Raw genomic sequence first — 20,871 nt, forward strand, 5'->3', positions numbered from 1 at the left:
ACTATCTGCGGCTAGAATGGGGGCTATTCATTTCATCCTTTTCTTCAGTGCTCATGAAATCAAGTTCATTCTTCATTGCTCCCTTGTTGTTCTCCGCTGCTGCGCTGGTCCAGGCGCAGGAAGTGCAGACCGTCAAAATCGGTCTGGCCGCACCGCTGACTGGCCCGCAAGCTTTTTACGGCAAGGATAGCCAGAACGGCGCGCGCCTGGCCGTCGATGAATTGAACGAAAAGAAAATCGTGGTCGGTGGCAAGCAACTACGGTTTGAATTGCTGTCGGAAGATGATGCTGCTGATCCGAAGCAGGGTGCGGCTGTCGCGCAGCGCTTTTGTGATTTGCATGTGAATGCAGTGATAGGCCATACCAACTCCGGCACCGCGATACCGGCTGCGCGGATTTACCATCAGTGCGGCTTGCCTAATCTGTCGCCATCTGCCACCAGCCCCGAGCTGACCAAGTCCGCTTACAACACCACTTTCCGCATGCTGGCGAATGACAGCACGCTGGCACAGGCGCTCGCTGCTTATACGGTGAATGTGCTGAAGCTGAAGACGATCGCCGTGGTTGATGATCGCAGCGCTTATGGCCAGGGCTTGGCCGATGCATTCCGGGCCGCCTTGCGCAATACATCGGTGACCGTCGTTACCCAGCAATACACCAACGACAAGGCGGTCGACTTCAGTGCCATCCTGACTGCGATCAAGGGACGTAATCCGGATGGTGTTTTCTTTGGCGGCATGGACCCGCAAGGCAGTGCCATGTTGCGACAAATGGAGCAGCTGGGTCTGACGCGACAGAAGTTCATTGGTGGTGACGGTATCTGTACGCAGGGCATGGAACAGCGCACCGAAGGCATGAAGATACAAGACAACCTGGTGTGTGCGCATAGCGGCATCGCACTGGATCGTACTGCGGCCAGCCGTGCGTGGAAGAAGCGCTATGACGATAAATTCCCGGGCCAGTTCCAGATGCATGGCCCGTACTCGTATGACGCGGTACTGGCAGTCGCCAAAGCGATGCAAGCTGCCAACAGCACAGAGCCACAGAAGTATCTGCCTGCGATGGCCAAGGTGCATTTTGCGGGGGTGATGTCTAACGTGCAGTTCGACCAGCGCGGCGAGATCAAGAATCCGACAATTTCTATCTACACCTACCAAGATGGCAAGCGACGCCTGGCCAAGTAAGCCGGTAAAACGGACTTAGTCTTTCAAGCCATTCCAGCGCGGCGTCAGGCTGTGCTGGATATCAAACAAATCCAGTACGCGACCTGTGGTGTGGTCGACCATCTCTGCGATCGAAGCAGGGCGGTGATAAAAGCCGGGTAGCGGCGGGAAGATGACGCCGCCCATTTCGGTGACAGCTGTCATATTGCGCAGATGCGCGAGATTGAACGGTGTTTCACGCACCATCAGCACCAGGCGGCGACGTTCCTTCAGCACTACATCAGCAGCGCGTGAAATCAGATTGTCGGAAAAGCCGTGTGCCACTGCCGCCAGCGTTTTCATCGAGCAGGGCGCAATGATCATGCCGTCGGATTGAAATGAACCGCTCGCGATCGCTGCGCCTACATCGCGCACGTTATGCACGACATCAGCCAGCGCTTCGACATCCTTGCGCTTCATATCAAGTTCTTGGTGGAGATTCAGCACACCTGCTTCGGATATCAGCAAGTGTGTTTCCACACTTGCGATATCGCGTAGTACTTGCAGCAGGCGTATGCCGTAGATAACGCCGGTGGCACCGGTGATGGCGATGATTAATCGCTTCCGATGCTGCGTCGGAGCAGCGTCAGCAGACGCTGTCACATCAGGCTTTCAGCAATGTTTGCAGTTCGCCGGATTCAAACATCTCATTCATGATGTCGGAGCCGCCGATGAATTCACCTTTGACGTACAGCTGAGGTACGGTAGGCCAATTCGAGAAGTCCTTGATGCCCTGGCGGACTTCAGCATCGTCCAGCACGTTGACCGTGACCAGATCCTGCACGCCACTTTCTTTCAGCAATTGAATTGCCTTGCCGGAAAAGCCGCACTGTGGGAATTGTGCTGTGCCTTTCATGAATAAAACGACTGGATTTTGGGTTACGGTTTCCTTGATCCAGGATTGTACGTCGTCGCTCATTGCTGCCTCACTTAGGGTTAATGCGCCATTATAAGAAAATCCGGGAAAACTTGCTGCTTATCCCTTCAGTTTGGCGAATGCTGCCGCCATCGCGCTGCCGGTCTCCGGTTGGCGGCTCTGCTGGTTCTGGTGCTGCGAGAGGCGACGGCTGTCATTACGGTCGCCGCGCTGCTCCGGTTTGCTGCCAGCGACTGGTGCCGAGTCTGATAAACGCATTGTCAAAGCGATACGTTTACGCTTTTCATCGACTTCCAGTACTTTCACTTTAACAACTTGTCCGGCCTTGACCACGGTGTGCGGGTCTTTGACGAAGGTGTTGGACAGGGCGGAAATATGCACCAGACCATCCTGATGTACACCGATGTCAACAAATGCGCCAAAGGCGGCGACGTTGGTGACCACGCCTTCGAGGATCATGTCCGGACGCAAATCCTTGATTTCTTCGACGCCATCCTTGAAGGTCGCGGTGGTGAATTCCGGACGCGGATCGCGGCCTGGTTTTTCCAGTTCTTTCAGGATGTCGGTGATGGTCGGGATACCGAATTTTTCATCTGCGTACTTGGCCGGGCTCAGCGATTTCAAGACTTTTTCATCGCCGATGATGCTTTTCACATCCTTTTTGATATCAGCCAGGATTTTTTCCACCAGCGGATAGGATTCAGGGTGGACTGCCGATGCATCCAGTGGATTCTCGCCGGACATGACGCGCAGGAAGCCTGCTGCCTGTTCAAAGGTCTTGTCGCCCAGGCGCGGTACCGCGCGCAGGTCGGCACGTGAAGTGAACATGCCTTTCATGTCGCGATAGCTGACTATGCTTTGCGCAACGCTGTTATTCAGGCCGGATACACGCGCCAGCAGTGGTGCAGACGCGGTGTTGACATCGACGCCCACCGCATTCACGCAATCCTCGACTACAGCGTCCAGCGAGCGTGCCAATTGGGATTGGCCGACATCATGCTGGTATTGACCGACGCCGATGGATTTTGGATCGATCTTTACCAATTCAGCCAATGGATCCTGTAAACGGCGTGCGATGGAGACCGCGCCACGGATGGAGACGTCCATATCCGGCAATTCGCGCGAAGCGAATTCGGATGCCGAGTACACCGATGCGCCTGCTTCCGACACAACGATCTTGGTCAGTTTCAGTTCCGGGCGCATTTTGATCAGGTCTTGCGCCAGCTTGTCGGTTTCGCGCGAAGCAGTACCGTTGCCGATGGAGATCAGTGCGACTTTGTGTTTCTCTGCCAGCTGTGCCAGCGTGTGCAGCGTGCCATCCCAGTCATTACGCGGTTGATGCGGATAAACGGTGGCGGTATCGACTACCTTGCCGGTCGCGTCAACAACTGCAACCTTGACGCCGGTACGCAAGCCCGGGTCCAGTCCCATGGTGGCGCGTGGTCCGGCTGGTGCAGCCAGCAACAAGGCTTTCAGGTTCAGTGCAAAGACATTGATCGCTTCGACTTCCGCTTTTTCGCGCAGATTGGTCATCAGCTCTGTTTCCAGATGCATGAAGACTTTGACGCGCCAGGTCCAGCGTACGGTATCGAACAACCATTTGTCCGCCGGACGACCCTGGTTGCTGATGCCGAAGCGCGATGCGATACGACCTTCGCATGGGTTATGCGGTGCATCCCATTTCGGTTTTTCTTCTTCGCTGTCGAGACGCAGGTTAACGTTCAGCATCTCTTCGCGGCGGCCGCGGAACATTGCCAGTGCGCGGTGCGACGGGATGGTGCCTATGGTTTCCGAGTAATCGAAGTAATCGGCGAATTTCGCGCCTGCGTCTTCCTTGCCTTCCACCACTTTGGATTCGACGATGCCGTGTTCGGTCAGATATTCACGCAATGCTTGCAGCAAGGTCGCGTCTTCCGCGAAGCGCTCCATCAGGATTTGACGGGCGCCATCGAGTGCGGCTTTGGTATCCGCCACACCCGGATTCTCCACGCCGTCTACGGTGAAGGCGGGCTTCAGGTATTTGGCGGCTTCTTCTTCCGGATTCAGCGCCGGGTTTTCCAGCAGCGCATCGGCCAGCGGCGTGAGTCCGGCTTCGACTGCGATTTGTGCTTTGGTACGACGCTTTTGTTTGTACGGCAGGTATAAGTCTTCGAGGCGGGTTTTGTCCTCTGCGTGCATGATCGCTTCGAGCAAGGCCGGTGTCATTTTCTTTTGCTCTTCGATCGAGGCGACGATGGCGGCGCGACGGTCTTCGAGTTCACGCAGATAGCGCAGGCGCTCTTCCAGCAGGCGCAATTGCGTATCGTCCAGGCCGCCGGTCACTTCCTTGCGGTAGCGGGCGATAAACGGGACGGTCGCGCCTTCATCCAGCAGGGCGACAGCAGCAGCGATTTGGTTGGGTTTGGCGACGAGTTCGACGGCGAGACGTTGTTCGATTGAAGGCAGCATGAATGATCAGAATGAAAAATAAGTGCAACGAGCGGTAGATGATACGCAATAAATGCGAATGCGCCAGTCTTGACAGCAGAGAAAAATATCCGCGTATAGCCGGATGTTTTCTCTCTTGCAACTGTTGCGGTGGAATGCCTGCGATGCCGATGCAGCATCGCAGGCGCGGTTGGAATTTACTTCAAGGAAAAATCAACGCGGCTGGCCTTGGCGCTGGCAGTTCCTTCTTTCGCCGCACCAGCACCGGACTTGGAGGCCAGGATGAAGAGGCGGTCTTCCGGGACTTTGCCGTTTTGCAGCAGCCAGTCCTTGACCACTTGCGCGCGACGATTCGCCAATGCAGTCAGGTCATCGTCGCTGACGGTGGTATTAGTCACCATCAGTTTTTCCATTTCTTCGACTGGCAAATCTTTTTGCAGACCGATCATATTGCGCGGTTTCGGGAATTTTTCCGCACTGTAGACGCGTTTCAGCAAGGCCGGATATTCCTGCGGTGTAATCGTCAGGCTATCGAGGTCGCCTGATTGTCCGCGCGACACCATATCTTTCAGTTTCAAGGCGCGCACTTTGCGATCTATCGATGCCTGTTTCAAGCCTTCACGATCAGTCTCAGGATCGCTGCGGCCGGTGATTTCGAGTTTCAGTGCAGGGCGATCGGTCAGCATCTTCGCCATGCTCTTGAGTTTGGTTTCACCCGTGTCATCGATAGTCGAGCGACCTGCTGCGAACTCCAGGTTGGAGAGTTCTTCGCCACCACCGAACAGTGAGCCGATCAGCGCGAATGGCGCGGTCACCGCTTTGGTAATCAGGTTGACGATGACCTTGACGATGATGCCACCTATCGAGAATTGCGGATCGTCGAGCGAGCCGCCGATAGGCAGATTGATGTCGATCACGCCGTTGCGATCACGCAGCAAGGCCAGCGCAAAGTTAACCGGCAGGTCGCCTGCGGTCGAGTTCTCCACTTTGTTGCCGAGTGTTAGCTGTTCCAGGATCAGGCGATTCTGCGCGCTCAGGACGCGGTCCTGTATCTTGTAGGCGACTTCAAAGGACAGCTTGCCTTTCTCGATGCCGTAACCGATGTAGCGGCCTGAATAAGGCGAGAGCGGTGCCAGTTCCATGCCGTGCACTTCCGCCTTCAGGTCTAGTGTCAAATCACCTTTCAGTGGATTGACGCTACCGGCGATGGCGAGCGGTGCGCTGTTGACCTGGCCTTTCAGGTCGACATTCGCATTGCTATTCGGATCCGACGACAAGCCACTGACGGTGCCACCGAATTTCATCAGGTTGGCGGTGTAGTTCGGTTTGATGAAGTTATCGGTAAAGCGTATCTGTCCGCCTTGCAGCGTCAGTTTTTTAATCTTGATCGGCGGGATGTCGCTGGCCGCTTTGGTCGGTGGCGGCAATACGACCGTTTTGGACGAAGCTACCGGCGGATTCGGCGTCGCTGGTTTGGCTTCCTCAGTCACGCTTTTCTGTCCGACGGTCTCACTGCGTTTGACGTCTTGCAGATTGATACGGCCGGTCGGGTCGATGATGATACGCGCGAAGAAGTCACTCAGCGAGACCTGGTCTATGCTCAGCGCAAATGGTGCGAGACGTACATCCATGCCGCCGAAGTAGAGCGATTTCCAGCGCAGAAAGTCGTTGCTGCTCAGCTTGTCGATGGTGGCGAGGTTACCTACGGTCAGGTCACCCTTGAAGCCGCCTATCAGTGCATCGCCTTTACCCTGATCGATCTGCAGCTTGCCCTTGCCGGATACATCGGCGCGGGTCAGCAGGATGTTGACCTGGTCGGTGAAGTAAGGCTGCAGCTGCATGATGTCCACGCTCTTGAAGTCGAGCGCGAGATCGGTGTGCAAAGGTGTCATGCCTACGCTGCCGTTGACTGCCAGCTGTCCGTTCTTGTTGACGGATGCTTTCAGGTCCAGTTGGCCGCGTGTATTGGCTTTGGTCGAAAGATTTTGCAGCGACAGGGTCAGAGGATCGATAGTGGTGACCGCTGCTTTTGGCAGGCTGCGATCTTCCAGGCGTGCCGACCAATTGCTGATGGCGATCTTGTTGATATCTACCGTGTACGGCGCATCGTTGGTTTTGCTTGCTGCTTTGGCCGGGCTCTCGCTACTGGTGGCTTTCTTCGCAGGCGCTGCATTGCTGCGTGGTTTGCCTTGTTGCAAATCAAAGCCAGCCTGGTTGGATGACACTTCCTCGACTGTGACGGCTTTCTTGCCGGTATCGACTTCGACCTTGCTGACGGCCAGATTGAATTTTTCTATGCTGGCGTTCACCGGGCGTTCGCCTTGTGTGTCGCTATAGCGCAGCGCGGCGTTGTTGATCGCAAGTTCGCCCAATGCCAGGGTAAAGGCTGCGGGTGCTTTGCTTGCTGCTTTGGTCGGTGCGGCTGCGGTGGTCGAGTCTGCTGGCGGTGCACTGTCGGCTGTTTTTGCGACTGGCTCTGCAGGTGCAGGAACTGGTGCGGCAGGAGCGGCGGCAGGTTTATTCGCTGCTGCAGTTTTGGACGGTGTCGGTGGTGTCAGCAGATTGTCGAAATTGAACTGGCCATTCGCATTGCGTGTGATGTCCGCTTCCACGCCATTGATTTCCAGTTTGGCGATTTCAAAGCGTTCGCTCAGTACCTTGGCTTCATTCAGCGTGACTGCCAGTTCCGGCAGTTTCACTATCGATTTGTCGTTTTGATCGTTGAGCTGCAGTGCTTTCAGTTTGATGTTGCCGCTGATCAGCAGGGCCGGGGCTTTTTCTTTTTCCTGGCGGAAATCGGCGGTCAGGTGCACATCGAGCTTGGCGCTTGGCAGTTTGAAGTGCGGCGTGCCGGGTACGTATTTCAGGTAATCGCTCAGGTCTACATCGTCCAGGTTAAGGTCGACCACGGCATTCACCGGATCGGCAAACGGATGTGCTTTACCTTTGATCAGCAGGGGGGAGCCGTTGACGTTGGCGCTCAGCAGAGGCTCGACAAAGACTTCGACCTGCGATGGCAGCGACGAGATGAACGGTACGCCCAGTTTCAGGTCGGTGATTTCATGTTTGGTTTGCGCGGTCTTGTCGTCGAGCTCGATATGTCCTTTGTCGATTTCGATATTGAAGGCCGAGAAGCGAGCTGGTTCCGGTGACGGTGGCTGGCTGTTGATCAGTTCGATGATGTCATCGATGTTGGTGCTGGTGGCATCCTTGCGTACCAGATGCACATACGGTGTGTTGAGCTGGACTTGTTCGATGACAGGTGCAAAGCGCAGCAATGATTTGTACGAAACATTGACCATCAGCTTTTCAAAGCTGGCGAAGGTGACGTCGCCTTCCGGCTCCATCAATTTCATGTCATGGATGGTCAGTCGCATCGCATACGGATTGACCTCGACCTTGCCGATAGTGGTCTGGCGGTGCAGCTTTTCCGTAATGATTTGTTCTGCCTGCGACTTGATGATGCCTGGCAACGCAAAGAAGCCGAACAGGCCAAGCAGGACGATGAATGCAAGCAAACCGATCAGGGTTCGTCGCACGGCGGGTTTGCCCGAGAATTTGCGAACGGATTGCGTCAGCTGCTCAGTGCGTAGGTTAGCCATGGGAGTTCAGCATAAGCCGGGAGTGAGGGTGAGTTAATTCTACCAGCGGCCGTAGAGCAATGTTGCTGATTTGAATACGTAATTATGTGAGTTTATGCAAACGCCGAGGTGCTGCCAAAACGGCGTTAAAACCGCGTTAACACTGGGTATTGACAACTGTAAAGCAGCAAAGGAGGCGGGTCGCCGGGTGCAGTGCGCACCCGGGCGGGAGGACTTACTCTTTTTCCGGGAAGGTGTAGACCGCTCCGGCATCGGCTCCGGCATTGCGCTTGCCCGCGCGCAGGTCGCGGTAGACGGCGGCGCGCATGATGAGCATGGCGACCACCGGTGCCGTCATCAGGATGAAGGCAGAGATGATCAGTTCATGGATCACCAGGCGCGATTGCAGCACGGTGAAGTACAGCATGGACGCCAGCAACAGGCAGCCAGCGCCCAGCGTCACCGTAATGGCTGGGCCATGTATGCGTTGGTAAAAGCTGGGCAGGCGCAGCAGGCCGAGTGCGCCGATCAGGATGACAGCGCCGCCTACGATCAGCAATATCGCCACCGGCAGTGCGGCCCAGGCTGGCAAGGTTTCAAATCCGCTCATTCTATGATCTCCCCGCGCATCAGGAATTTGGTCAGGGCGATGGTCGAGACAAAGCCCAGCAGGGCTATCATCATCGCCGCTTCAAAGTAAATCAGGTCGCCGAAGCGTATGCCCAGCACCAGGGCCAGCAACATCGCGCACATCCACAAAGTGTCCAGCGCAAGCACGCGGTCATGCGCGGTCGGGCCTATCAGCAAGCGTATCGTGCAGCACAGCATCGCCAGGATGATGCAGAGGAAGGCGAACTTGACCGACAGTTCCAGCAATAGCGTCATGTCATATTCTCCTATTCAAAAACTTCTATCAGCGGACGCTCATACTGCGTCTTGATGGTATCTATCCACCACTGTTCGTCGTGCAAGTCGAACACGTGCAGCGCGAGCTCATGGGTGTCCGGCAAGATCTCTACCCAGACTGTACCCGGCGTCGAATTGATCAGGCAGGACAGCAGCGCGAGGCCGTAAGGATTACGGATATCCAGCGGGATGCGTATGAATTGCGAATTCAGTTTGTTACGCGGTGTGAACAAAATCAGGCGGCTCACGTTGATACAGGAGCGCACGATTTCGATCAGCGCCATGCCGAGCAAACGGAACAAGGTCAACGGCTTGGAAATGCGTGGGAAGCCCAGCGGTTGCAAAGGCTGTGTCAGGACCGGGATGACGATCGCAAGGATCGCGCCCAGCAGCAGCGTCGATGCTTCCAGGCTTTCATTCAGCAGCAGCCAGAACAGGAACAAGATGCAGGACATCAGCGGTGAGGGTAGCCAGCGCTTCATGGGCGACCTCCGGAAACAGAAGCATTCGGCACCGCAGGCTCGGAAATAACCCGGTCTATATATTGCGATGGTTTATGCAAATCATTGCTGGTGCGTTCCAGGTAAGCGAATACCGGCCCGGCTTGTACCGTCAGGATCACGCACAGCAGGAGCAGTGCGCTGATAGGCAGGACTTCACTCAAGTGCAGGCGTGGCGAAGCAATCGCGCCGGAGGCCCAGAAAGTACGTACGCCAAAGCGCATCAGCGAAATAATTGCTGCGAGGCCGGACAGTACGATCAGCGTCATCAGGGCCCAGGTGGTCGAGCTGATGAGGATGTTGCTGGCGTCCGGATGCAGCAGCGCATGGAACAAACCGAATTTAGCAACGAAGCCGGACAGTGGCGGCAAACCGGCAATGATCAGTGCGCAACCTGCAAAAGCGAGGCCGAGAAAAGCCAGTGCACCCGGGATGCCGACACCGGCGGTTTCTTCCGGCTTCTCTTCAATCGCAAACGCTTCCATCGTCAGTGCCAGCATGTTGGCGCCGGGCGAACGGATGCGTTCCACCAGTTCAATCAGCAAGACAAAAGCCGCCATCGCCATGGTCGAGCCGAGCAGGTAATACAGACCCGCCGTTACCAGCGAGGCCTGGCCGTAGCCGATCACTGCCAGCAAGGTGCCGGATGACACGATCGCGCCGTAACCGGCCATGCGACCAAGTCCTTCGCTGGCGAGCATGCCTGCCGCGCCAAAGACGATGGTCGCCATGCCGCCCCACAACAGCGCATCATAGCCATAACCTGCTACCGCACCGGCGTCCGGCGAGAAGATCAGTAACCACAAACGCAGGATGACGTAAGCACCTACTTTGGTCATCAGCACCAGCATCGCAGCGACTGGTGGCGAGGCTGCGGAGTAAGTCGTTGGCAGCCAGAAACCGAGTGGCCACATTGCGCTCTTCACGAGGAAGGCGATGGCGAGTACCGCGACACCTATCTTCAGGAACACCAGATCATTTGCATCGACCTGCGGTATGCGTGCGGCGAGATCGGCCATGTTCAGCGTGCCGGTGCTGGCGTAGATCAGCGCGACACCGATCAGGAACAACAGCGAGGCTGCCAGGTTGATGGCGATGTATTGCATGCCAGCGCGTATGCGTGCCGTGTTGTAGCCGTGCAGTACCAGACCGTAGGAAGCGGCCAGCATGACTTCGAAGAACACGAACAGATTGAACAGATCGTGTGTCAGGAATGCACCGTTAATCCCCATCAGCAGGAATTGGAACAGGGTGTGGAAATGCACGCCGATACGGCTCCAGCGCATCATCGAATACAGCAAGGCAGCAGTTGCGAGGATTGCCGTCAGCAAGAGCATCATTGCCGCCAGGCGATCCGCGACCAGCGCGATACCGAAAGGAGCTGACCAATTGGCGGCCAGGTAGACACCTATGCCATCCATCCAGTCGCCGTTGTCGGTCAGCCGGATCAGTACGATGGCAAGTGCGAGTTGCAGCAAGACCGAAGTCAGGTTCACGAAGAACTTGAATTGATGTCGGCTTTCATTCACCAGTATCAGCAGCGCACCGCACAGCAGCGGCAACAGTACCGGCAGGACGATCAAATGTTGTATCCACTCCAGCTTCATCAATCGGTCTCCTCGCCGTCTACGTGATCGGTGCCGGTCAGGCCGCGCGAACCGATCATGACAACCAGGTACAGAGCCGTGGTAGCAAAGCCGATCACGATCGCAGTCAGCACCAGTGCCTGCGGCACCGGATCAGTGAACTGCGCCGGATCAGGAATGGCGTCACCCAGGGTCAGCGGTGGGCGATTCACCCACAGGCGACCCATGATGAAGATGAAGAGATTGACTGCATAAGACATCAGCATCAGGCCGGTCAACACCTGGAAACTACGCGGACGCAGGATCAGCCAGATGCCGGAGCCAAACAGAACACCGATGGCGAGAGAGATAACAATTTCCATCAGACGATCCCTCGCTTGTTGGTGGTAGCTGCTTCGGCAGCGCTACCTTGTTGCGGACGACGACTACGTATCGATTGGTGGGCCAGCGCAACCAGGATCAGCATGGTGGCACCGACCACGACGACGAATACGCCGAGGTCAAAGAAGAAGGCACTCGGGACATGAATTTCACCGAGTACAGGCAAATGCAGATGTGCAGTGTGGCTCGTCAGGAACGGATAGCCGAGCAGGAAGGCACCGAGGCCAGTGAAGCAGGCGGTGACCAGACCGAACGATAGCCAGCGCAGTGGGCGCAGGTGCAAATGCGTTTCGACCCAGGTGGTACCGGCCAGCATGTATTGCACGATGATGGCGACCGCGAAGATCAGGCCTGCGACAAAGCCGCCGCCGGGCAGGTTATGGCCGCGCATGAAGAAGTACACCACGATCATCGCCATGAACGGCAGCAGGAAGCGCAGGTAGACGCCAGGCACCATCAGGTAGCCGACTTCGACTTGTTCGGCCGGGGTTTGACGTGCGGCCAGGTCAATATTGCTGATTTGCTGTTCCGGTGGCGCCATGCTTTCCGGAGCCGGACGGAAACGACGCAGCAGCGCGTAGACCGTCAGCGCCACAATGGCGAGCACGGTGATTTCACCCATGGTATCGAAGCCGCGGAAGTCCACCAGCAAGACGTTCACCACGTTCGAGCCACCACCTTCGGACAGCGCGCGCAGCAGGAAGAAGTCACCGATGCTGGACGGTTGCGGGTGCGTCAGGACCGCATAGCTGACCGCCGCGATGCTGACACCGCCGATGATGGCCAGGATCAAATCTCGGGAACGACGCAGCCAGACCGTACGCGGGATTTGCATATTCAATTCACGCGGTACCAGACGACGTGGCAGCCAGCGCAGACCGAGCAGGATCAGGACGGCGGTGACGGTTTCCACCATCATCTGTGTCAGTGCCAGATCCGGTGCCGACAACCACAGGAAGGTCATGCTGACGACTACGCCGGTGCCACCGACCAGGATCAATGCAGCCAGTCGGTGATACTTCGCCTGCCATGCACCCGCGAGCGCACAGACGCAACCGATAACCCACATCAGCGCAAACAGCGGATCAACATTCGCAAACGAAGCTGCATTCAGTACCGGCAATGGTCGCACCATCAGCAGCGGTACACCTATCATTGCCACCATCATCAGGAAGAGTTGTGGTTGCAAGCGACGTGTGCCCAGCCATTTCACCAGCAGTGCAGCGCCAGCTGAGATACGCAACATGGTCGATTCATACGCTTGTGCACCGCTCAGGCGGTGCAGGATAGGTACGTTTTCACGCGATGCGAGGTAGAAGTAGCGACGCAGGATGATGTAGAACACGATGCCGCCCGCGAGCGCGATGAAGCTCATCAGCAGCGGCAGGTTGAAGCCATGCCACATGCCGAGATCGTATTCAGGTGTTTGCACACCCAGTACGGAAACCACGGCGCTATTGAGGAACGGTTTGACGCTGAGGCCAGGAATGATGCCGACGATCAGGCACAGCAATACGAGGAATTCCACCGGGAAGCGCATCCAGCGTGGCGGTTCGTGCGGTGTCTTGGGCAAGTCCTTCGGTAATTGGCCGAAGAAGACGCTGATGAAACGCAGCGAATAAGCGACGCTGAAAATACCCATGGCCACCGCCGCATACGACATCCACCAGTTTTCGGTGCCACCCACATGCAGGGTTTCGGCGAAGAACATTTCCTTGGACAGGAAACCGTTGAGCAAGGGGACGCCCGCCATCGAAGCACTGGCCACGATCGCCAGCGTTGCCGTGATCGGAATTGCATGGCGCAGGCCGCGCAGTACGCGCATGTCACGGGTGCCGGTTTCATGATCGATGATGCCCGCCGCCATAAAGAGCGAAGCTTTAAAAATCGCATGATTCAGCGTGTGGAAAATGGCTGCGACCACGCCCAGTGGCGAGCCTATGCCCAGCAACACGGTGATCAGGCCTAGATGACTGATGGTGGAGTAAGCCAGCAAACCTTTCAGGTCATGCTGGAAAATCGCGATGAAGGAACCGATCAGCAAAGTACATACGCCAGCGCCGGCGATCAGCCAGGTCCATTCTTCGGTGCCGGACAGCGCAGGCCAGAAACGGATCAGCAGGAATACACCGGCTTTCACCATGGTGGCCGAGTGCAGGTAGGACGAAACCGGGGTTGGTGCCGCCATAGCGTGCGGCAACCAGAAGTGGAACGGAAATTGTGCGCTCTTGGTCAATGCGCCCAGCGCGACCAATACCAGGGCGGCGACATACCAGTGATGGGCGCGGATTTTGTCGCCCGCTGCCAACACGGTATCCATATCGTAGCTGCCGACGATGTGGCCGAGGATCAGTACGCCGCACAGCAGGCACAGGCCACCGGCGGCGGTGACGGTAAATGCCATACGCGCGCCGCGTCGGGCGTCGATACGATGATGCCAGTAACCGATGAGCAAGAACGAGGTGAGGCTGGTCAGTTCCCAGAATACGACCAGCTGGATCAGGTTGCCGGAGAGGACCACGCCCAGCATTGAGCCCATGAAGGCGAGCAGGAAGGCGAAGAAACGCGGGACCGGATCTTCCGGTGACATGTAATAACGCGCATACAGCACCACCAGCAAACCGACACCCAGCACCAGCATGACAAACAACCACGCCAGCCCATCCATCCTGAGTGCAAAATCCACGCCTTGCATAGGCAGCCACGCTGCCTGGTAACGCACGATTTCACCGGAGCCGACTTCTTGATATAGGAATGCAGAGACCAACAGGCCATACAGGGCGACACCGCCAGCCAGCAAGGATTCGCGGTTGCGCGCATTTGCAGGCATACAGGCGGCGATTACGCAGCCTATGAAGGGAACGATGACGAGGGAGAGTAACAGTAAGGATTCTGGAATAAGTCTATACATGCGCAGGAAAACAATCAGGAGAAATGGCGAGTCGGGTTACATCAGCGACCGTCGACCGGATGAGTTCAGGATGTGTATGTCATAGATGTGTATTCCTTTATATTTGATAAAAATCAGTGTCTCAGCCCGTCATTCTGTTGCGCAGGTTGATATGTCACCCTGGCGTGAGAATGAGCGGCAGGGGGCATCAAGCGGAAATTGAAACTTTCATTTTCAGCCTGCACCTTGCCGCGAGATCTATATAGAAGACGGACTTATCAAAATTCAATGCACAAGAAAGGCATCGCGTACTTGCTGCTTTAGCAAAATTCCTGCCTGCTATTGCAGCGCACACCGCCGGCTTAGCCTCGCGCGCTTAGAGCGGGCAAGTGCAGCTTGTATTTCTTCCTTGAACATCCTGAACGTATCTGGATACACATGGCGTTGTACCGACGGATGGTCGCCATTGGCCCATCTGGTACTGACCGGAGGTCAGCATGTCTAAACCGTGCGCGCGCATGTTGCGCACTGCTTATAAAATCCTGTTGCCGATTTTTTCAGCCCGTCAATAATAACAGACTTGCTTTGTATGCTCGCCTGCAACTTTTTAAAATTGAGGTGAGTGCCTTATTTTTTGCGGTGTGGCGGGGGAGTTTACTGTTCGCAAAGCGGCATCGTTCGCGAAAATGACAATTCATGTATGCTGTACGGCATGGAATACTTCTGTTTCAGAAACATTCCATGCGCGGACTGAGTTATTTATCGCAGCAGCGGTCCCAGCGTACCGATGACGATCGTCACCAACCCGAGTATCAAGTTGATTCCCACCAGTTTGCGGATAGTCGCCATCGCGGCGCCGCCAGCTTTCCATTCCTGCGCTGCAACAGCGCGCAGCAGGCGACGGTAAGGTGCGAAAAAGATGTGGCCGAAAATCAGCATCATGACGATGCCGATGACCGACATCAAGGTGACATAAAGCGGTGGTTTGCCCATCAGGGCCATCATATACAGCCCGCTACCGAGTATCAGTGCGACCGAGATCCAGACCCAGACGAAGAATTTGCTGAACACACCTGACAGCAAAGTCAGGCGTTGCGGTGGTTCCAGCACGGTGGCTGCAGTCGGGCGCAAAGCATTGTGCGCGAAAAACATGCCGCCGACCCAGACCGTGAAGCCGAGGATGTGTAGGAATTTCGCAATGATCATGGGGCGTCCTCTGGGGAAATGGATAAGAGAGCCATAGGGTAGCCGAAGGTCGGCGGAATACAAAGAAAATTGCATGAAGATCGTCGCACGCGCGTTGTGAGCGTGGTGGCTGTCACAGACCGGATTGCCTGAGCGTGGCGGCTATCCGGCTAATTTGGAGAAGTGAATGTTTGTCTGGTTTGAAAAAATGTTGCACCCGTATCAGGAAGAAGTCCCTGCTACACCACCAAATGGATTTATTGCCTTTGTCTGGGCCTGTACCAAAGGCGCGCGCCGTTATATCGCGGCCATGACTTTGTTGACGGCTGCTATCGGCGTGTTTGAAGCGCTGCTGTTTGCGATGATGGGACGCATTGTTGACTGGCTTAGCAAAGTGCAGCCTGCACTGTTGTGGACGCAGGAGCGCCAGAGCCTGCTGATGCTGGCCGGGGTGCTGATACTCAGCGTGATCCTGGTCGCCTTGCAAACCTTGTTCAAGCACCAGGCGCTGGCAGGCAACTTCCCTATGCAGCTGCGCTGGAACTTCCATCGCCTGATGCTGAACCAGAGCATGGGGTTTTATCAGGATGAATTTGCCGGTCGTGTCGCGGCCAAGGTGATGCAGACCGCGCTCGCAGTGCGCGACGTCTGCATGATCATGGGCGACATCCTGGTATTCGTACTGATTTACTTCGTCACGCTGGTGAGTGTGGTCGGTACCTTCGATCTGTGGATGCTGGCACCTTTCATGACCTGGGCTGCCTTGTATGGCGTTGCCCTACGTTACTTCGTGCCGCGTCTGAGCAAGGTGTCACGACGCCAGGCTGATGCGCGTTCGCTGATGACCGGACGTATCACCGATGCGTATACCAACATCGGTACGGTAAAACTGTTTTCACATGCGGGACGTGAAGCCAGCTATGCGCGCAATGCGATGCAGGAATTCCTGGGGGCGGTGCATAACCAGATGCGCCTGGTCAGCGGCTTTGAAATCGTCAACCATGCTTTGAGCATGTTGCTGATCCTGAGCACTGCAGGTGTGGCGCTGTGGTTATGGACACTCGGACAGGTCGGCATAGGAGCGGTCGCAGCGGCAACTGCGATGGCTTTGCGCCTGAACGGTATTTCGCATTGGGTGATGTGGGAAATGGCCAGCCTGTTTGAGCAGGTCGGCACCGTGCAGGACGGCATCAATACCTTGTCGCGTGCGCACACTGTGGTCGATGCACCGGATGCATTGCCCTTGCAGGTAGATAAAGGTGAGCTGGTGTTTGAAGGTGTCGGCTTTGCTTATGGCGGTACGCGCTCGGTGATAGAGAAGCTGGACCTGACGATACGTCCGGGTGAGAAGGTCGGCCTGGTTGGTCGCTCCGGTGCGGGCAAGTCCACCATCGTGAATCTCTTGCTGCGCTTTTACGATATCGAGCAGGGCAGGATCCTGATAGACGGTCAGGATATCGCGCATGTGACGCAAACCAGCTTGCGTGCACAAGTTGGCATGGTGACGCAGGATACTTCGCTGTTGCATCGCTCGGTACGCGACAACATCCTGTATGGCCGTCCCGATGCCACGGATGAACAAATGATCGCTGCCGCCAAACGCGCAGAAGCACATGACTTCATCCTGACCCTGAGCGATGCCAAAGGTCGCACCGGTTACGATGCGCACGTTGGTGAGCGTGGTGTGAAGTTATCCGGTGGCCAGCGTCAGCGCATAGCCATTGCACGCGTGATGCTGAAGGATGCGCCTATCCTGTTGCTGGATGAGGCGACCAGTGCGCTCGATTCCGAAGCGGAAGCAGCGATCCAGACCAGCTTGTATCAACTGATGGAAGGCAAAACCGTGGTCGCGATTGCGCATCGCTTGTCGACTATCGCGGCGATGGACCGATTGATCGTGCTGGATAAAGGCCGTATTGCGGAGGAAGGCACGCATCGTGAACTGCTGGAACGCAATGGTTTGTATGCGCGCCTGTGGGCGCATCAGAGCGGTGGCTTCCTCGGTGAAGAAGATGTATAGAGTACTATTGGGTAGTTATCGAAGACATTGAGTGCGTGATTTCATTCAGTGTTCAATGTTGCAAGTTTGCCGATCCAGAGTTTTGGAAAATTAAAAAATTAAATAGGCTAAGTGCGCTTTCGCAAAGTATAAAAATAGGGGAACCAATGGTAGTTATCGATTCAATTTCCGTGGATAATTTGCGCGGATATAACCGTACAACTCTATCTTTTAATAAGCTGACGATTTTAGTAGGTGAAAATAACGAAGGTAAAAGTTCATTATTAAAGATGCTCGAACGTGCAATGCAAATTCCTTCTGAATTTTGGAATGGCGAGCGAATTTTAAATGAAGAGGATTATGAGTTTTGGTATCCGGCGAATAACGCTATGCACAAGGCGCGTCGGTTGACTATAGCGGTCCAGTTTTTGGATGGGAGGGTGGCGCGTCGATTTAATGTGACGAAAAACGATATTGTTGATTTGAGATTGGCCATTGGCTCTCTAGGAAATTGTCGTCTTAATATAGGGGCGCCTAAAAAAAATGAAACGCATGATCGAATGGCTCAACGACTTTTTGATTTGTTAAAACAAGAAGTTGAGTTAGTCGTCCTTCCCCCTGTCCGAGACTCTACGTCGTCAGAATTTACCCAGAAGGCGACACGCGAAGTAAAGAATCAATTAGAAAAAAAGATGGCCCATAGCAGGCAAGGTGGTGCTCCTATCGAATATAGGCTTGCTAAAGAAGCCATTAGTAAAATACAAAAAATTGTCGAGGCTCATAAGGGGGAGCTTTCTCGTTCTAACGATAGTCCACTTGCATCAATGCTTAAAAGTAGTGAGGTACGTGTAGAACTGTTTCCAAGAGACATTTATTCATTGATAGAAAAGTCGATGTTTGTGTATTTGTCGACCGGAGATCATGACGCACTCAAAGTTTTGCCCGGTGAAGTGGGTAACGGTCTTCAAAGTTTGATAGATATAAATTTGACGATAGAGGCATTGCTAAAAAGCACGACGCATAAGAGTGTCATAGTTATTGTGGAAGAGCCTGAGGCATTTTTACATCCGTCTGCTCAGCGGCAGTTTATGCAGTTTCTACGTCGTGCGTTAATCCAAAAAGTGCATGCAGCCATTTTAACCACGCACTCTCCTATCATCTTGGATGAAGCTAAGTATGAAGAAATTGTATTGGTCAGAAATCAAAAGCATTTTTCGCCTATTAAAGTTGTTGAAAATAGAGCTTCGATTAATACGTCATTAATGACCACGGCAAGTTCAGAACTTTTTTTTGCTAGAACTGTAGTATTAATTGAGGGAGAGGGAGACAAAGCATTTTTTAATACGTTGTTGCGCCGAATTAAGAATAAAGCGACTGTATGTGCGGATCTTTCGGGGCTCGTATTTCAAGCTACAGGAGGCTGTACTTTTTATGCGCCTTGGTTGAAGTTAGTGAAATCGTATAAACGCGGTACAGAGCATCCTTTTGATTGCCTCTGGATTATGGATGGAGATGCTGCAGTTATGAATGGGGAGCGGCCGGTCTTGCGATTGGAGAAGGAGTGTGGTTTTCATTTGGAGCCACAGCAGGTGCAAACGATTATTGACTTCGGTGACGAGCAGTGGGCAGCTAATGTGAGAACGGTGGCGAGCGTAACTTCGGCGAATGAGGTGTTGGCTACGCATGACGGGTATTTGTTTTCTTGCGATTTCGAGTGGGCATTGTTTAATCAGGCATCCAACGCGGCGATTAAATCAATTAAAACTGCATTGTCGATTGCACAGATATCAACGGACGGTAGTCATATTGAGTTGGCGAGAAGATTGGGGTCAAAGGTAGAAACGGGGAAAGCTTCAGATGGAGCAAAAAAACAACCGTTTATACGGGCACTTATTGCGGAGCATTTAGATTTTGCTTCACTGCCACCTGAAATCTATAACGTACTACGTCGCATTTTTATGGTTTCCTATAAAAATAAAAAGAGAGTTGACGATATTTTTCAAGTATGTGGGATAAGTAGAGGATGACCTTTATCGAAGGGGATTGTTGATAGTTTCATTTTGCTTGCCTACCAGCAGCAAGGCCAACAGTGTCAGCACGGTTGCACCCGACAAGTAGTAACCGACGTAGTGCAAACCATAATTGGTCGCCAGCCAGGTCGCGGCATACGGTGCCAGCGATGCACCGACGATACCACCGAGATTGAAGGTGAGCGAGACGCCGGTATAACGGATTTCAGTCGGGAACAGTTCCGACAACATAGTGCCGAGCGGGCCGTAGGTCATGCCCATCAGCGCCAGGCCGAGCGACAGGAACATGGTGACGCCGATCGCATCATTGGCGACGAACATAGGCGCGATCAGGAAGCCGAACAGTACGATGGCGATCGAGACCAGGATCATGGTGATGCGACGGCCATATTTATCTGCCAGCAGCGCAGAGATCGGGATGGTCAGCGCGAAGAAGACAACCGCAAACAATTGCAGGATGAGGAATTCCTTGCGGGTGTAACCCAGGCCGGTGGTACCCCAGCTCAGCGCAAATACGGTCATCAGGTAGAACAATACAAAGGTCGCGGTAGCGATGATAGTGCCGAGTACCAGCAGGCGGCTGTGTTCGCTGAAGATGGTGGCGATAGGCACTTTGACGCGTTCGTTTTTATCGATCACCTTCTGGAACACGGGTGTCTCTGTAATTTTCAGGCGCACATACAAGCCGACCAGTACCAGCACCGCACTGGCGATGAAAGGAATGCGCCAACCGTAGCTGAAGAATTGTTCATTGGTCAGGGTTTCACTCAGCAACAGGAAGATACCGCCGGAGAGGAAGAAGCCGAGTGGTGCGCCCAGTTGCGGGAAGCAGCCATACCAGGCGATTTTGCCCGGTGGTGCGTTTTCAGTTGCAAGCAAGACTGCACCACCCCATTCACCACCCAGGCCCAGGCCCTGGCCGAAACGACACAAAGCCAGCAGCAGCGGAGCGAGCGTGCCGATTGCTTCATAGGTCGGCAGCAAGCCGATCACCACGGTAGAGATACCCATGGTCAGTAAAGCGGCGACCAGCGTTGCCTTGCGGCCTATGCGATCACCGTAGTGACCGAACACGGCGGAGCCGACCGGGCGGGCAAAGAAAGCGATCGCGAAGGTTGCCAGCGATTGCAGCATACCGGCGGTGGGATTCGATGAAGGGAAGAAGAGGGTGGGAAAAACCAGGACTGCTGCAGTGGCGTAGATGTAGAAATCGAAAAATTCGATGGTGGTGCCGATCAGACTGGCGAATAAAACGGTAGCCGGCGAATTTTTCTTTTCGCTACCCGCGTTACGGTCATTCATTGTTA

General features: G+C 54.8%; 15 protein-coding genes. 3 read left to right on the forward strand and 12 right to left on the reverse strand.

What is annotated here, in order from left to right:
- Window positions 1-53 precede the first annotated feature (53 nt).
- A complete protein-coding gene (locus tag H7U06_RS03290) occupies window positions 54-1,184 on the forward strand; it encodes a branched-chain amino acid ABC transporter substrate-binding protein (protein WP_175624758.1) in 1,131 nt (376 codons plus the stop codon).
- A 15-nt stretch (window positions 1,185-1,199) separates the two neighbouring features.
- Here the strand turns inward: H7U06_RS03290 and H7U06_RS03295 are convergent, their stop codons facing one another.
- The 11 genes from H7U06_RS03295 to H7U06_RS03345 all read right to left on the reverse strand — a co-directional run bounded on the left by H7U06_RS03295 (window position 1,200) and on the right by H7U06_RS03345 (window position 15,556).
- Window positions 1,200-1,805 carry a UbiX family flavin prenyltransferase gene (locus H7U06_RS03295; RefSeq protein ID WP_175624759.1) on the reverse strand — a complete coding sequence of 202 codons (606 nt, stop codon included), beginning with the start codon at window positions 1,803-1,805 and terminating at the stop codon, window positions 1,200-1,202.
- A 1-nt stretch (window position 1,806) separates the two neighbouring features.
- The gene (gene grxD, locus H7U06_RS03300) at window positions 1,807-2,121 is read right to left on the reverse strand and encodes a Grx4 family monothiol glutaredoxin (protein WP_124574330.1); all 315 of its coding nucleotides are present in this window, start codon (window positions 2,119-2,121) and stop codon (window positions 1,807-1,809) included.
- 57 nt (window positions 2,122-2,178) lie between these two features.
- Window positions 2,179-4,527: a Tex family protein gene (locus H7U06_RS03305; protein WP_175624760.1), complete on the reverse strand. Its 2,349-nt coding sequence runs from the start codon at window positions 4,525-4,527 to the stop codon at window positions 2,179-2,181.
- 176 nt (window positions 4,528-4,703) lie between these two features.
- Window positions 4,704-8,108: a DUF748 domain-containing protein gene (locus H7U06_RS03310; protein WP_175624761.1), complete on the reverse strand. Its 3,405-nt coding sequence runs from the start codon at window positions 8,106-8,108 to the stop codon at window positions 4,704-4,706.
- Window positions 8,109-8,322: 214 nt separating this feature from the next.
- Window positions 8,323-8,697 carry a monovalent cation/H(+) antiporter subunit G gene (mnhG, locus tag H7U06_RS03315; protein WP_175624762.1) on the reverse strand — a complete coding sequence of 125 codons (375 nt, stop codon included), beginning with the start codon at window positions 8,695-8,697 and terminating at the stop codon, window positions 8,323-8,325.
- Window positions 8,694-8,972, reverse strand: coding sequence for a K+/H+ antiporter subunit F (locus tag H7U06_RS03320; RefSeq protein ID WP_175624763.1), 279 nt, complete (start codon window positions 8,970-8,972; stop codon window positions 8,694-8,696). Before H7U06_RS03320 ends, mnhG begins: the two co-directional genes overlap by 4 nt.
- A gap of 11 nt (window positions 8,973-8,983) precedes the next feature.
- The gene (locus tag H7U06_RS03325) at window positions 8,984-9,475 is read right to left on the reverse strand and encodes a Na+/H+ antiporter subunit E (RefSeq protein WP_175624764.1); all 492 of its coding nucleotides are present in this window, start codon (window positions 9,473-9,475) and stop codon (window positions 8,984-8,986) included.
- On the reverse strand, window positions 9,472-11,100 hold the full coding sequence (locus H7U06_RS03330) for a monovalent cation/H+ antiporter subunit D (protein ID WP_175624765.1): 1,629 nt from the start codon (window positions 11,098-11,100) through the stop codon (window positions 9,472-9,474). The genes H7U06_RS03325 and H7U06_RS03330 overlap by 4 nt, the downstream gene beginning before the upstream one ends.
- A complete protein-coding gene (locus H7U06_RS03335) occupies window positions 11,100-11,441 on the reverse strand; it encodes a Na+/H+ antiporter subunit C (RefSeq protein WP_124574336.1) in 342 nt (113 codons plus the stop codon). Before H7U06_RS03335 ends, H7U06_RS03330 begins: the two co-directional genes overlap by 1 nt.
- A complete protein-coding gene (locus H7U06_RS03340) occupies window positions 11,441-14,371 on the reverse strand; it encodes a monovalent cation/H+ antiporter subunit A (RefSeq protein WP_175624766.1) in 2,931 nt (976 codons plus the stop codon). Before H7U06_RS03340 ends, H7U06_RS03335 begins: the two co-directional genes overlap by 1 nt.
- Before the next feature lie 738 nt (window positions 14,372-15,109).
- On the reverse strand, window positions 15,110-15,556 hold the full coding sequence (locus tag H7U06_RS03345) for a CopD family protein (RefSeq protein WP_175624767.1): 447 nt from the start codon (window positions 15,554-15,556) through the stop codon (window positions 15,110-15,112).
- Between the two features lie 166 nt (window positions 15,557-15,722).
- Here H7U06_RS03345 and H7U06_RS03350 point away from each other — a divergent pair, with 166 nt between their 5' ends.
- Together H7U06_RS03350 and H7U06_RS03355 are read left to right on the forward strand one after the other, a co-directional pair.
- Entirely contained in the window at window positions 15,723-17,555 is a 1,833-nt protein-coding gene (locus tag H7U06_RS03350) for an ABC transporter ATP-binding protein (RefSeq protein ID WP_175624768.1), read from the forward strand.
- A gap of 35 nt (window positions 17,556-17,590) precedes the next feature.
- On the forward strand, window positions 17,591-19,561 hold the full coding sequence (locus tag H7U06_RS03355; RefSeq protein ID WP_175624769.1) for an ATP-dependent endonuclease: 1,971 nt from the start codon (window positions 17,591-17,593) through the stop codon (window positions 19,559-19,561).
- Window positions 19,562-19,564: 3 nt separating this feature from the next.
- Here H7U06_RS03355 and H7U06_RS03360 read toward each other — a convergent pair whose 3' ends face one another.
- A complete protein-coding gene (locus tag H7U06_RS03360; RefSeq protein WP_175624770.1) occupies window positions 19,565-20,866 on the reverse strand; it encodes an MFS transporter in 1,302 nt (433 codons plus the stop codon).
- Window positions 20,867-20,871 lie beyond the last annotated feature (5 nt).

This window comes from Herminiimonas sp. Marseille-P9896, assembly GCF_903993245.1.
Classification (GTDB): Bacteria; Pseudomonadota; Gammaproteobacteria; order Burkholderiales; family Burkholderiaceae_D; genus Oxalicibacterium; species Oxalicibacterium contaminans.